Origin of the sequence: Flavobacterium sp. (assembly GCF_031409475.1) — a bacterium.
Lineage (GTDB): Bacteria > Bacteroidota > Bacteroidia > Flavobacteriales > Flavobacteriaceae > Flavobacterium.
In genome coordinates, this window is the sequence record NZ_JANNXH010000043.1 from 119040 (window position 1) to 133455 (window position 14416).

Sequence of the window (14416 nt, forward strand, 5' to 3'; positions counted from 1 at the left end):
GACAGCAAAGGTAGAAATTATATTTTAGATTCGATTTGATAATCTAAATTTTATGATTTTTTCTTTAAAAAGTCAAACAGAAAAACACCCCAAGCCAGTATCAATAAGGTTCCGCCGATGGGAGTTGCAAAACCAAAGACTTTAAAATCAAAAGATGTTAGGTTTTTTGTTGCCAATAAATAAATGGAGCCAGAGAATAAAATCACTCCCAAAACCACCAAATAATAGATGCTTTTTTTTGCTTTTTGAGACAGGTCGTTTATTGTTCCGATAAATAATAAAAACAGTGCATGGTACATTTGATAGCGTACTCCGGTTTCAAAAGTAGAAAGTTGCTCCACAAACAGTACTTTTTTTAGGGCATGTGCGCCAAAAGCACCTAAAATTATTGCTACTATCCCAAAAATTGCTCCTGCCGAAATTATTTTTTTATCCATTTTTTTGTTTATTTATTACACAAAAGTATTCCTAATCTTATCAATCTAAAACTATTTATTGAAATTATTTTTTTAAATTTTAGCCAAACTGATTTGTTATAAATACAACAATTCTATATATTTGTGTTATATTTATAAAAAGCATGAGAATTATTCTAATTATTGGAGCAGGAAGATCAGCTTCGTCATTGATACACTATCTTTTGAGTAAATCAGAGAAAGAGGATTTGCATCTTATTATTGGCGATTTGTCTTTGGCTTTAGCTCAAAAAAAGACGAATAATCATCCCAATGCGACTCCAATAGCGTTAGACATTTTTGATGAAAATCAAAGAAAGGAAGCTATACAGAAAGCAAATATTGTTATCTCGATGTTGCCAGCGCATTTGCATATAGAAGTTGCAAAGGATTGTATTGTTTATAAAAAACATTTGGTTACAGCATCTTATGTCAGTGATGCCATGCAAGAATTAGATGCTTTGGCAAAAGAAAGTAACCTAATTTTTATGAATGAAATTGGGCTTGATCCCGGAATTGATCACATGAGTGCGATGAAAGTGATTGATGAAATTCATGAAAGTGGCGGAAAAATGCTTTTGTTTGAATCTTTTTGTGGCGGACTTGTAGCGCCAGAATCAGACACCAATCTTTGGAATTATAAATTTACTTGGGCACCGCGAAATGTAGTTCTTGCGGGTCAAGGCGGCGCAGCAAAATTCATACAAGAAGGCACTTATAAATACATTCCTTACGGAAATTTATTTCGAAGAACTGAATTTCTTGAAGTAGAAGGTTTTGGTAAATTTGAAGCCTATTCGAACCGAGATTCGCTCAAATATCGCAGTGTTTACGGACTTGATGATGTACTTACATTATATAGAGGGACGATTCGTAGGGTTGGTTTTTCGAAAGCTTGGAATATGTTTGTACAGCTTGGTATGACCGATGATAGTTATACAATGGAGGATTCAGAGGATATGAGTTACCGTCAGTTTGCGAATTCTTTTTTACCGTATCACCCAACGGATTCAGTAGAAATAAAGATGCGTTTGATCCTGAAAATTGATCAAGATGATATCATGTGGGACAAATTGCTGGAATTGGACTTATTCAATCCTAAGAAAAAAGTAGGTTTGCAACACGCAACTCCTGCACAAATCCTTGAAAAAATACTCACGGATAGTTGGGCATTGCAACCCAAAGACAAAGATATGATTGTGATGTATCACAAATTTGGTTATGAAATCAATGGCGAAAAAGAACAAATAGATTCAAAAATGGTTTGTATTGGCGACGATCAGACTTATACAGCGATGGCAAAAACAGTTGGTTTACCCGTTGCTATGGCGACTTTACTTATACTCAATGGGAAAATTACAACGCCTGGAGTTCAGCTTCCGATACGTAAAGAAGTGTATCTACCCATTTTGAAAGAGTTAGAAGAATATGATGTTGTTTTCAAAGAGCAATCCATGCCTTATTTGGGTTATAATCCGGATAAAGATTTTAGTTAATAGTTTTTTTTAGTTGAATCCGCTTCATTCCGAGTGCAATCGGAGGAAGCGGATTTTTAAAATCTTATTTCGACATTTCTACAAAATATTTATAAAACAGCGGAATGGTTTCAATTCCTTTCAGGTAATTAAAAATTCCAAAATGTTCGTTTGGCGAGTGAATGGCGTCGCTATCAAGACCAAATCCCATTAATATCGTTTTGCTTTTTAGTTCTTTTTCGAACAAGGCAACTATAGGAATGCTTCCGCCAGAACGCACTGGAATTGCTGGAACTCCAAAGGTTTCAGTGTAGGCTTTATTGGCGGCTTTGTAGCCAATGCTATCCGTTGGGGTTACATAGCCTTGTCCGCCGTGATGCGGTTTTACTTTCACAGTAACTCCGGTTGGAGCTGTGTTCGTGAAATGTTTGGCAAACAAACTGGTGATGTGTTCCCAATCTTGATTTGGAACTAATCGCATCGAAATTTTGGCGAAAGCCTGACTTGCAATCACTGTTTTAGCGCCTTCGCCAGTATAGCCACCCCAAATTCCGTTGACGTCGAGCGTTGGTCTTATGGAATTTCTCTCGTTAGTTGTATATCCTTTTTCGCCATAAATGTCATTTAAATCCAATGCCTTTTTATAATTTTCTAAATTAAAAGGTGCTTTTGCCATTTCGGCTCTTTCTTCTGGTGATAATTCTTCGACATTGTCATAAAAACCGGGAATGGTAATGCGGTTGTTCTCGTCGTGAAGTGAGGCAATCATTTTTGCCAAGATATTGATAGGATTTGCCACTGCGCCACCATACAATCCCGAATGCAAGTCTCGATTTGGTCCAGTAACTTCGACTTCTACATAGCTCAAACCACGCAATCCAGTTGTTATAGATGGTTGCTCGTTAGAAATCATTCCTGTATCGGAAATTAAAATCACGTCACATTTCAGTTTTTCTTGGTTGCGTTCTACAAACCAGCTCAAACTTTTGGAACCAATTTCCTCTTCGCCTTCAATCATAAATTTCACGTTGCAAGGCAAAGTATTGGATTGTACCATATATTCCAAAGCCTTCACGTGCATGAACATTTGTCCTTTGTCATCGCAAGAACCACGTGCAAAAATCGCCCCTTCGGGATGAATTTCGGTAACTTTAATTTCGGGTTCAAATGGAGGTGAAGTCCATAACTCGATTGGATCTGGCGGTTGCACATCATAATGTCCGTAAACTAAAATGGTTGGTAAAGTTGCATCAATTATTTTTTCGCCATATACAATTGGGTTTCCTGGTGTATCACAAATTTCTACAAAATCGCAGCCGGCTTGTTCTAGACTAGCTTTAACAACATGAGCAGTTTTGACAATGTCTTGTGAGTAAGCGGCATCGGCGCTTACTGAAGGAATTTTTAGCAATTCGATTAATTCAGAGATGAATCGGTCTTTGTGTAGCTGGATGTATGTTTTTATGGTCTTCATTATTTGTTATTTTTGTTTTTAAAAAATTACGGCCTATGTTAGGGTATTTGCGATTATAGGGCATTAGTATTCCGTCCACTGGTGTCAAAAGCCAAATATAAGTACAAAGCTTAAATTAAAAAAAAATGCCTAATAATATTTCTTCAGCCCGAACCTAAGCCAAATAGAATTCTAATGTTGATGTTGATTCCGTCCGCCCCAATATTGCATAACCCCTTGTTGTAGGAAACCATTTTTTAGATTTCGATTATCATTGAAGTCATTGGTATTCCTTTTCCACCTGCCATAATTTTTGTAATATTTCCTTTCTCTAACGATAAGTCTACAATGATTAAACTTTGTGAAGGCGAATTCATAAACCAACCTTGCTGAATTAAAAATCGGTCTTTTTTTAATTTAAGAATGTCAAACAAATAACAAGCAAGTGGTCCTGCAGCCATTCCGGTTCCTGCTTCTTCTTCAATACCATATCTTGGTGCAAACATTCTTGTATTTACATCTCTTGCTTTGTCATTAGTTTGTTTACAAAAAACATAAAAACCAATTAAATCAAATTCGTCACTTATTTGCTTTATTAAATCAAAATTTGGAATTATATTTTTTAAAATTTCATCATTTGCAACTGCGATTATTGCAAAAGAATTTCCTGTATTGACAATTGAAATTGGTGCATTTGCCAAAATATCATTTTCCATTAAACCTAATGAGTTAAATATTTTTTCTTTATGCTCTTTGATATCAATATAGGTGGGAGGTTTTTGTTCCATAAATGCCAAATCGCCTCGCAGTAGAATTTCTCTTGTTCCGTCAATAGTTTCTTTTGAAGAAAGTTTGTTTTTGATTCGTCCTGACTGCGATAAATAGGAAAATGTTGCAATGGTGGCGTGTCCACAATGCGCAATTTGTCTAGTCGGGGTAAAAAAATCAAGTTTAAAGTCAGAGATTTTTGACTTGGAAACAAAAGCAGTTTCAGAAAGTCCAACTTTTGCTGCAATTTTTAATTTTTGTTCATTACTTAAGTTGTCGGCATTGAGAACAACGCCTGCTGGGTTTCCGCCTTGTTGATTGTCCACAAAGGCGTTAATGATTTGCACTGTTACTTTTTGAAAATTGTCCATTTGAAAATTTAATTTAGATTGTTAAAATACTTACAATCAATAGACGAAGAAATTGCAAAAAAGACGCAAATTTAATTTTATGTGTTTTCAAATGATATAAGATTTCCGTTATTGTCTGTTTCTATATTGGGACAATCCACAACAAGATCCTTCAATTTTTCTCTGCCTCTTTGCACTCTTGTTTTCGCTCCTGAATAGGATATATTTAATTCTTCGGCAAATGCAATTTGAGAAATATCCTTAAAATAAGTAAGCAATATCGCTTGTTTATATTTTTCTGACAGTTTGTTAATTTTCTGATTTATACAATTGCTTAATGAAAGATAAAGCGATTCTACATTTTCTTGTTCGGCAAAGTCGAGACCGTCAATGGGAACCTCAAAATTAGTTTTACGGTAATGGTCAGCCACTGCGTTTCTTGTTATTTGATATACCCAAGAAGTAAGTTTAGAACAGTCTGAAAGTGTATGAATATTAAGGTGAATTTTCAAGAAAACGTCTTGCAGAATGTCTTCACTTGTATCAATATCCCTTACCTTACTGAAAATAAATTTTTTCAATTCTTGGTGTAAATCAATCCATATTTCTTGAATTTGTTTGTCCATAATTTATAAAGTGTTTTCAAAAGTACAAAAAAGGTCTTTGTGTTGTTGTACGTATGCTTTTATTGCTTCCATTTTTTAGGTATAAATTAGGTATATCAAAATTACAAAAAAGAGTTTTGAAATAATTCATAATTCATAATTTATAATTCATAATTATTTTTATCTTTGCACTCACAATTTTGCGGATATGGTGAAATTGGTAGACATGCCAGACTTAGGATCTGGTGCCGCAAGGCGTGTAGGTTCGAGTCCTATTATCCGCACGAAACCCTTAACTTTTAAATAGTTAAGGTTTTTTTTATTGCTAGTTGCCAAACCATTGCCAAACATTATTAAAAACTCTAAAATTATTTTTCTTTTTGTTTATTATTTTGCGATTCTTTTTCTCGCTTTTTGATTAAAAACATTAGTCTTGCTATTTCTGATATTGGCATCAATGCCAATCGTTCTGCAATAGTTAATTCTTTTTTCATAATCGTTTATTTTATTTTCTCAAAAATACTCAAAACTTTATTTGGGTTGCATTTAATTGTTTGATAATTTGAATATATTTGTTTTCTAACACAAACAGTTGCAAATCGATGTAAATGTATTTAATTGCTTATTGATACGATAACAATTATAACCAAAACATAAAACACAAAAATTGTGTAATAATTAACCGAACTATTAACGAACCAAACCCATTATAAAATAATTAGACGTTATATACAACCCAAACTATAAACCGAAAGCCAAGCCAATAAACCAGTAGGATTGCATAACAGATACTGATTACATTTTGTAAACGCTTTGTTTAAATAAAATGCCGAAACGAACAAAGTACATTTTTATAAAACCTAAAAAACAGTCGTATAGCCATGCACCTACAAAGGAAGCAAGAAAGTGAAAACGAATTTGGATTTGAAAACCAAAAACTAATGCACCCCTGTTTATAGATTGGGTTTTCTTTTTGCGGACAATAGGGGTGTACAGGGTTGTAGCCTTGTGTGTGTACTTTGGGGTTGAATTTTTATTATAATTATGAAAAAACTTGCAGATTACACAGAATTTATAATTTATACGATAATAATATTAGTCATAATTTTCTTTTTTTAAAGATAAAATAAAAATATGAAAAAAATAGCTGTTTTAATAATTGCAGTTTTTTGTTTTGGGAATGTATATTCTCAAACTGCCGAAGAATATTTTGAAAAAGGAAATAAAAAATATAGTTTAAATGATTTTTTAGGTGCAATTATTGATTTTACAAAAGCAATAGAACTAAAACCTGATTATGCAGATGCTTTTAATAATAGAGGATTATCAAAATATCTTTTAGAAGACTATCATAATGCTATTTTAGATTTTAATAAATCAATTCAAATTGATCCTAATAATAATCTGGCTTATGATTACAGAGGAAATGCAAAAAAAGATTTAAAAGATTATGATGGTGCATTATCAGATTACTTGAAAGAAATAGAAATTGATTCTAGTTCATTTGCAGCATATTTTAATATTGGTGCTTTAAAATTTGAACTAAAACAATATAAAAATTCAATATCATATTATAATAAACTTTTAGAAATTAAACCCGAATTTCTATATGGTTATATAAATAGAGGGGTTGCATATGAAGAACTTGGATATTATGAAGAAGCAATAAAAGATTATACAAAAGCAATTCAAATCGAACCAAATAATACTGATTCTTATGTAAACAGAGGAGATTTAAGAAATCAAATGGGTAGATATAACGATGCATTAAGTGATTTTTCAAAGATTATTGAGATTTATCCTAATTTTGAATACGCTTATATTGGTCGAGGACGCTCAAAGTATATGTTAGATGACTATCGTGGTGCAGTTTTAGACTTTACAAAAGCCATAGAATTTAATCAAAATTATTTAGATGCTTATTTTAATCGGGGGCTTTCAAAGTTTATGTTAGATGATTATCGAGGAGCAATTTTAGATTATAACAAATCTATTCAAATTGACCCAAAAAACACAGAGGTTTATATAAACAGAGGAATATCTAAATCCTACTTAAATAAGTACAGTGAAGCAATTTTAGATTTTACAAAAGCAATAGAGATTAACCCAAAAAATGAAAATGCTTACTTAAAAAGAGGAATTACAAAAATTAATCTAAAACAAAAAAATAGCGGTTGTTTAGATTTTAGCAAAGCAGGAGAATAGGGAAGCAAAGAAGCATACGAAATGATTAAAAAATATTGTAATTAAAATGAGTATAAAAGTGTTTTATTCTTTTAAAGAATATGAAAGTGAATATGAAAATTTATTAGAGGCTTTTTTAATTGATTACATTGATAATACCGAAGAAGATTTTATTAGTGAACAATTAGAGTTTTATTCAATTTGTTTGGATAATGTTGTTTTTACAGAAGTTTGTAAAGGCAATGATGATATTACTTGGAGCGAATTTTACATAAAAGCAGAAGCGGAAACTCAAAATGTTATTAAGGAAATTGCAAGAAAAATTTTAACTTTAGAAAGAGAAGAAAATAGTTTGTACAACAATTATGACCCAAATGTAAATGTCGAATTATGTAAGCAATATGAAAGAAGTTTTATAAAAATAAAAGATTTCCTATTGATTAAATCTAAAAAAGAAATGAAAATAAACATAATCTATTCTGCTCAAGAATATTCAAACGAATATGAAATTTTAAAAAGTCAATATTTTTCAAAATTTAAAGAAGTTGAAGAAATAGATTTTATAAATACAGAAATTGAAAATTATAAATTGTATTCCAAAATTGTAAAATTGCCAATCGATAGAGTTTTTAATCGTTTATGGAATATCGATATTGGAACAGATTTAAAAACGTTTTCAATTACTCAAGAATTAAAAGATTTTGTAATGGAAAATCATAAAGCATATTGTAAATTGTATTATGATATTGTTGATAAAAATCGTTTAACTAATATCAATAGTGATGTTGAAATTGAGCAATCAAGATTAATTTTCCCTAAAATCATTTCTTTTTTAGAAAACAAAAAATCTGAAATTGAAAATCAACCAAAAATAAATTCGCAAATATCAATGAACGATATTAAAACCTTGAATTGGCAAGGAACAGAATTAGAGTTTACGGAATTAATAAAAGCATTGAGACTTTCTAACAAACTAAATCCAGAAGTCAATCAAATTGAAACTTTTGCTAGATTGAAATTATTTTTTAATCTTCCTGAATTCAACGAAAATGATAAATTAAAAGAAGTTAGAAATCGCACCAAAACGCTTACACCATTTCTAAATACATTAGAAATATCATTAAGTAATTGGATAAAAAGTAAAGATTAGATTTATTTCAACTTAAATATGTTAAATTTTAACCCCACCAACTCCCCACTTGTGAGTTGGTGGGGTTCTTATGTTAATACACTTGCAATTCATTTAAACATAAACGAATTATGCAAGAACAAATTTTTTTACAAGGAACAACGCCCGAAGCATTAACACAACTTATTAACGAAGGCGTTAAAACACAATTACAGTTTTTTTTCAAAGATTTAAAACTCAAAGAACCAAACGAATATCTTTCTCGGAATGATGTTTCAAAAATGCTAGGTGTAAATTTATCCACTTTATTCAATTGGCAAAAGAAAAAAATCCTTATACCAGTCGGAATTTCTGGACGAGTATATTATCTGCGTTCAGAAATTGAAGCAAAATTAATCCGATTAAACGATTAATTGTGTTTACTACAACTCCAAACTCTCATAGTTACAAGGTAATTAGTGAGCAAGACAACTGCTATGAAATTTCTGATTTTGATTTTCACAATCAATTGCTAACCGATTTTGTTAAGATTGAAAGTAAACCGAATAAATCAAACTGTAATGAAATTATTCAAACCTTACTTTTTTCGAGTAACGGAATTGATTTTGATAATTCGATAACGTTAATGAAAACAGTAACCGAAAATTTGTTTTATGCAAGTTGTAATCCTTATGGTTGCGGTTCAAAATCATTATTGATACTTGAATTTTTCAGAAATAAAAAACTAATAGTTATCAAAGTTTTTAATGGATTTTATCCTAGTCAAATTGAACTTCAAAAAATTCTAAAAACTTTTCAAGAAAACTAAAAAGCAATAAAAAACTCGCCTTGTTCAAGGGCGAGTTATACTTTGTTTAAAATTTCTAATTCTTGCAAGGCATCGCAAAAACTAATCAAATATAATCGAAATGATTGATTATACAAAAATTTATCTTTTAAATATTAATATTCCCAAGTTGTTACAATCTTCGGTTTTGGATTTTAAATCAGAAATTTCAAAAACTACGGGCGAAATTGACGAACGTGTTTTGGTGGCAGAATATCATTTTTGTAAGATTACTATCAAAACCATTCAAACCGAAAACGAACCCAACCGAACGCACGTTATTTTTTTGGGTTCTATTCACAAAATGTGGAACAGTCTTAACTGAATTGTTGCGCCAAACTTCAACCCAAACAAACCTTATAATGGTTTTAACGGCAACCAGTTTACTATAAGCGATGTTCTGGAAATGCGAAAACATCTTGAAAAATTGTTTGATTGCAATGCTTCGCAAATGGTTTTTCAGAATATCGAATTGGGCGTAAATACTACTATTGACTTTAACCCAAAATTGTTTTTGAAAGGTTTGTTGTATCACAAAAATCAATTATTTGAATATTCGCATTTTGGGAACTATGCCCAAGTGATACATCAATGGTTTATTTTGAAAATTTATAACAAATCGCATCAATACAAAATGAATGGCGATGTATTGCGTGTAGAAATCAAAATTATGAAAATGATTGAATTGGAACATTTAGACATCAATACATTTGCCGACATTAACCAAACCACATTGCAGAAAGCAGAAATATTACTTTTGAAACGCTTTGATGAAGTAATGCACTATGATTATACGATTGACAAAAGCAAACTATCTAAACTAAAACTAGAGCAACTAAAAAGTTATTCTAACCCAAGATTTTGGATTGAAGATTTAAAACCCAACCACCGAGACAGGCACAAGAAAAACCTAAAAGCCATTACATTGCAATTTTCTAAAAATTTGCACAAACAAATAAAAACCGATATTGCCAATAAGTGTGTAACGATAAACCAACTAACCCAAAACCCGATTTGTAGCACAATTAACCGTTCAAGTATAAGGATAAACACTACACAAAAATCGCTTAAAAAAGCAATCAAAAACAATTTGAATTTTGAAGTTGAAAATAGTAGATTTTGTAAAATTACAAGAGTAGATATCTCGATGCAGAAAGAAGATAGTTTTTTACTTTCACATACTGGATTACGATATTATTTTGAAAACGATAAAAATGTATTTGAACAAATCAAAAAACAATATTTGCCTAAACTTTGGTTTAATTCCGATTTTGAAACTATCATAAAAGAACTGGCTCATAATATTAGAACTATTCATTATAACCAAAACACAAAACAAGTTAGGATTTATCCGAGTATGCAAAGTAATTTTTTGTGCGTCTTTGAAAAAGTAGAAGTTATTTAATTTATTATTTTTCTATTGGTTCTTCAATAACTTCAATTAGAGCATCTTCACCTACTGTTCCAATAGGTATTCTTTCTTTTTGTATTTCAACTTCAACAGTTCCAATATTCTTAACTGGAATTATTCTATTTTCAGGCAAAAACCCTAATTCTCTAACAACTGAAAAAATTAAGCAAAGTGCAATAATAGTTAAAATTATTTTTGTGTATAAATCTGTTTTCATAGTTTTTATTTTAAATTCAATTGATATTTTTCTCTAATATTTTTACTATAAAAACTCCCTTTGGATTTTGCTTTTATAAAATTCTGCCAAACGGTTTTGGGTACGTTTTGGTGTATGTAAGTTTTGTTTGATGTTTTTATAACAAAAAAACCAGTTTTGTTATCGCAACTATAATATTTTGCCGACGTTATCCAAGAACTATTTGATACGTCAGCATTTTCTGAAAAAGTAAATGTTGTGTTTGAAATTAATTTTGTTGCTTGTTCAAAACTACGAAATTGTTTTGAAAGTTGATTGCAGTTCTGCGAATAAGAATTTAAACCAATTAGTAAAGTTATTATTAGGTATAGTTTTTTCATTTTTTATAAACGTGTTATATTATTCAATTTTATTAACATAGATTAAAACCAATGTCCTAAAAACACTAAAATTGTAACATTAAACAAAACCTATGTCCTAAAAACGTCCAAAATGTAACATAGGTTTTTATCTATGTCCTAAAAACAAAGAAATTGTAACATTAGCCATTTATCAAACATTCTATTAAATTTTCGTTCAAATAGAAATAAGTATTTTTTATTTTGGTTTTTTTGAGCAATCCAATACTTTCAATTTTATCTAAATATACCAATGCCGTTTTACGGTTTATTCCTAATTCATTAACCAAAAATTCAATCTTTGTATATGGATTCTTAAACAAGATATTAATCAAATCTTGGCTATAAATTTTAGGTAGTTCAGTTTTTACTTTTGATTTATAATCTTGCATCAAATTTTTGATTTTTATAATTAAATCAATTGTTTGCTTTGCCGTAACTTCAATACCTTTCAAAAAATATAAAATCAAATGTTCCCAGTCTTGTTTGGTTCTTACGTCTTGCAACACTTGGTAATATTCAGCTTTGTTTTGGGTTATAAAACGGCTCAAATATAAAATCGGAATATCTAACAAATCTTGCAAAACCAAATATAAAATATTAATGATACGTCCAGTTCGACCGTTACCGTCATAAAACGGGTGTATACTCTCAAATTGATAGTGCATAATTGCCATTTTTATCAATGGATCAAGATTTGAAAAATTAGTGTCATTTATAAATTTTTCGAGGTTGCCCATTAAGTCTAAAACTTCTGTGGCACTTTGTGGCGGTGTGTAAACCGTTTGTCCTAGTGAGTTGACAAGTTTTGTTCCTGCTTGGGTTCTAAAACCCGCATTGTTTTCTAACAAGGTTTTTTGAATGATTAGAATATGCTTGTTTAATAAAAGTTTTTCTTTTCTTACGATTTCAAAACCCAACTTCAAACCTTGTGCATAATTATACACTTCTTTCGATGCTGGTTTTTTGGTATCTATTAAAATATTTTCTTTGTATAAATCGTCGTGGGTTGTAATAATGTTTTCAATCTCGCTACTATCCTTTGCTTCCTGCAACGTCAATGTATTAATCAAAATACTTTCGTTTGGAATTGTTTTTGCCGTTCCTTTCAATTCTGCCAAATAACGATTTGACTGTGAAAGTTGTTTTAGTATTGCAATTGTTTCCAGTTCTTGCGATGGCGGTAAAGTTTGTAAAATAAAGTTTTCGCTAATCATTTGTACCGTTTTTTATTACTTTAAGTTGAGGTTTTTTGTCTTTGTGTAAATCTTCATAAAATTGTATAAACAAATCGGCATTTGCATCTTTATCTTCACGTTTGTTTATATAAGTCAAAAATAAACTTTCTTTTGAATGTCCAGTAATATTAATCAAAATCGGTGTTGGTATTTTTTTATAATAATTGGTTGCAAACGAACGCCTGAAACAATGTGATGCAATTAAATCAAATTTTGGGAACATTCCTAACTCTTTGCGATTGGTTTCAGTGTTTAATTTTGAGCCTTTGACAATGGTATCGATTCCTGAAAGTTTGCATACCACCTTTGTATATTCATTTAGTTTTTGATGTTGTAATTTTTTAGGGAAATTATTTTCAATAATATCTATAACGTGGGGTGCAATTACACCAACGGTTACACTTTTATTTGTTTTTTGTTGTAGAACATCAATATAATAACTCTTACCGTTGTATCGAATATTTTCATTTGTAATGTTTAGTAAATCGCCACCACGTTGCCCAAATTCGCAGCCTAATAAAATCCAGTTTCGTGCGTTGTTAAGAGTTTCGGATGTAATTGAAATGTTTTTTGTTAGTTCTGGATTTGCTTTTTTAAATTCTTTGAGTTGTTCTGCATCTGTAAAATCCGCTTTTTTTATTTGTTCCAGTTCCTCAAATGATAATGTTTGTATGTAACGGTCTTTTTCACTTTCTCTAAAATGTTGTATAGTTTTTGAATAAGGTGTTATTGGAATTTCGTTTTTTTCTGCATCAATGCAAACTGTTTTTAAAATTTCTAGTTGCTTGCCTGCATAGTTTGTAGAATATTTTTTATTATTAACGAGCCAGTTTGTGAATCTTTCAACAAATGGTTTTGTAATCTCTATAAACTGAATTTGTTTTTTTGTCTTTTGATACTCTGTAATAATATTTTTGAATAAGTTATAGTTTTTTATTGTACTAGGACTTAAACCAATTTTAAAACCTCCGTTGGTTTTTACTTTGCGGGTGTTTGCATTATCTATAATATATTGAATGTGATTAATTAATAATCCTGAATCGGTTTTGATAACAATATTAAAATGTTCATTGACTTTGCTTTCTAGCCAAGAAGCATCAATCAAATTGCCTTTATTTTTGTTTAGTTCATCAAAAATAAAAGTTTCTAATCCTTTGAGTTGATTTGATAATGCTCTGTTTTCGGCTATAGTTTGTTTTGGGAAGTTTAACTTTTCGCTCCAATCTTTTGGATTGATAGTTTTTGTAGTTTTTACCTCAATCATTTTACCTCTACCACTTGACAGATAAACACTAATCGAAACGTTTTTGTTTGCCTTACTTCTAATTCTAAATTTTACTGTTGCCATTTTAATACCTTTTGAACGATTGAACAATTCAAAGATATTAATTAAATCAATACGATTTCAAAAATTGCCAAACATTTGCCAAACATTTTTGCAATACTATGCAATTTCATTCAATTTAATTAGATTATAACCGACTATACTTAAACGTCTTTAAGTATTGAATTTTTTGGTATTTTAATTATTTTTATAGTGTTTTCGCAAAGTTCTACAAATTAACAAATTGCTTATATAGGCGTGTAGTTTCGAGTCCTATTATCCGCACATAAATGTAATCCTATATACTTGAATATTAAGTATATAGGATTTTTTATTTCTACATAATTCCATAAAAACAACTCTTTTTCGTATTGTATAACTAAAATGAACTTATTTTTAATAGTTGCGAATTGTTGATGGTTTAAATTCATTTCAGACGGAGAGTTATTAGGAAGGGATTAAAAAAGGTTGATAAATTAACACAAAAGTTTTATAGAGTTTAGCATAATGTTTTAAAAGTAGTAGCATTAAACTTTTAATAAAGAAAATTAAGAATTAATATTTTCAAATTGTTTTGCCTAACTTTGTATTTATAAAAAGTAAA

16 protein-coding genes and 1 tRNA gene are annotated in these 14416 nt (G+C 30.3%); 8 read left to right on the forward strand and 9 right to left on the reverse strand.

Translation table 11 applies throughout. From position 1 onward, the window contains the following. Nucleotides 1-50: 50 nt before the first annotated feature. On the reverse strand, nt 51-437 hold the full coding sequence (locus tag RMO53_RS08325; protein WP_310379592.1) for a DUF423 domain-containing protein: 387 nt from the start codon (nt 435-437) through the stop codon (nt 51-53). Nucleotides 438-580: 143 nt separating this feature from the next. Here RMO53_RS08325 and RMO53_RS08330 point away from each other — a divergent pair, with 143 nt between their 5' ends. Further along, nucleotides 581-1951: a saccharopine dehydrogenase C-terminal domain-containing protein gene (locus tag RMO53_RS08330; RefSeq protein WP_310379594.1), complete on the forward strand. Its 1371-nt coding sequence runs from the start codon at nt 581-583 to the stop codon at nt 1949-1951. A gap of 64 nt (nt 1952-2015) precedes the next feature. Here RMO53_RS08330 and RMO53_RS08335 read toward each other — a convergent pair whose 3' ends face one another. The 3 genes from RMO53_RS08335 to sigZ form a co-directional block, all read right to left on the reverse strand. Next, nucleotides 2016-3404: a dipeptidase gene (locus RMO53_RS08335; RefSeq protein ID WP_310379597.1), complete on the reverse strand. Its 1389-nt coding sequence runs from the start codon at nt 3402-3404 to the stop codon at nt 2016-2018. Between the two features lie 236 nt (nt 3405-3640). Next, nucleotides 3641-4522, reverse strand: coding sequence for a PhzF family phenazine biosynthesis protein (locus tag RMO53_RS08340; RefSeq protein WP_310379599.1), 882 nt, complete (start codon nt 4520-4522; stop codon nt 3641-3643). A gap of 77 nt (nt 4523-4599) precedes the next feature. Then, nucleotides 4600-5127 carry an RNA polymerase sigma factor SigZ gene (gene sigZ / locus RMO53_RS08345; protein WP_310379601.1) on the reverse strand — a complete coding sequence of 176 codons (528 nt, stop codon included), beginning with the start codon at nt 5125-5127 and terminating at the stop codon, nt 4600-4602. Nucleotides 5128-5308: 181 nt separating this feature from the next. On the opposite strand from sigZ, the gene RMO53_RS08350 reads away from it, so the two are divergent. Continuing rightward, nucleotides 5309-5390 (forward strand) — tRNA-Leu (locus tag RMO53_RS08350). 84 nt (nt 5391-5474) lie between these two features. On the opposite strand, the gene RMO53_RS08355 is transcribed toward RMO53_RS08350, so the two are convergent. Further along, a complete protein-coding gene (locus RMO53_RS08355; RefSeq protein WP_310379603.1) occupies nt 5475-5600 on the reverse strand; it encodes a hypothetical protein in 126 nt (41 codons plus the stop codon). A 640-nt stretch (nt 5601-6240) separates the two neighbouring features. Between RMO53_RS08355 and RMO53_RS08360 the strand changes: the two genes are divergently transcribed. The 6 genes from RMO53_RS08360 (at nt 6241) to RMO53_RS08385 (ending at nt 10650) form a co-directional block, all read left to right on the forward strand. Further along, nucleotides 6241-7311, forward strand: coding sequence for a tetratricopeptide repeat protein (locus RMO53_RS08360; protein WP_310379605.1), 1071 nt, complete (start codon nt 6241-6243; stop codon nt 7309-7311). Between the two features lie 46 nt (nt 7312-7357). Then, the gene (locus tag RMO53_RS08365; RefSeq protein ID WP_310379607.1) at nt 7358-8440 is read left to right on the forward strand and encodes an RteC domain-containing protein; all 1083 of its coding nucleotides are present in this window, start codon (nt 7358-7360) and stop codon (nt 8438-8440) included. A 110-nt stretch (nt 8441-8550) separates the two neighbouring features. Continuing rightward, on the forward strand, nt 8551-8832 hold the full coding sequence (locus tag RMO53_RS08370; protein WP_310379609.1) for a helix-turn-helix domain-containing protein: 282 nt from the start codon (nt 8551-8553) through the stop codon (nt 8830-8832). A gap of 2 nt (nt 8833-8834) precedes the next feature. Next, a complete protein-coding gene (locus RMO53_RS08375; protein WP_310379611.1) occupies nt 8835-9227 on the forward strand; it encodes a hypothetical protein in 393 nt (130 codons plus the stop codon). 100 nt (nt 9228-9327) lie between these two features. Continuing rightward, on the forward strand, nt 9328-9570 hold the full coding sequence (locus tag RMO53_RS08380; protein ID WP_310379612.1) for a hypothetical protein: 243 nt from the start codon (nt 9328-9330) through the stop codon (nt 9568-9570). An 81-nt stretch (nt 9571-9651) separates the two neighbouring features. Next, nucleotides 9652-10650 carry a hypothetical protein gene (locus RMO53_RS08385; protein WP_310379614.1) on the forward strand — a complete coding sequence of 333 codons (999 nt, stop codon included), beginning with the start codon at nt 9652-9654 and terminating at the stop codon, nt 10648-10650. A 4-nt stretch (nt 10651-10654) separates the two neighbouring features. Here the strand turns inward: RMO53_RS08385 and RMO53_RS08390 are convergent, their stop codons facing one another. From RMO53_RS08390 to RMO53_RS08405, 4 genes are all read right to left on the reverse strand, one after another. Beyond that, complete coding sequence (locus RMO53_RS08390) at nt 10655-10873, reverse strand: hypothetical protein (protein ID WP_310379616.1); 219 nt, start codon at nt 10871-10873, stop codon at nt 10655-10657. Nucleotides 10874-10878: 5 nt separating this feature from the next. After that, nucleotides 10879-11232: a KTSC domain-containing protein gene (locus RMO53_RS08395; RefSeq protein ID WP_310379618.1), complete on the reverse strand. Its 354-nt coding sequence runs from the start codon at nt 11230-11232 to the stop codon at nt 10879-10881. Nucleotides 11233-11393: 161 nt separating this feature from the next. Further along, nucleotides 11394-12467, reverse strand: a complete 1074-nt coding sequence (locus RMO53_RS08400; protein WP_310379621.1) for a Fic family protein — start codon at nt 12465-12467, stop codon at nt 11394-11396. Beyond that, nucleotides 12460-13836 (reverse strand): phage integrase SAM-like domain-containing protein, encoded by a 1377-nt coding sequence (locus RMO53_RS08405; RefSeq protein WP_310379623.1) that lies wholly within the window; start codon nt 13834-13836, stop codon nt 12460-12462. Before RMO53_RS08405 ends, RMO53_RS08400 begins: the two co-directional genes overlap by 8 nt. Nucleotides 13837-14416: the final 580 nt, after the last annotated feature.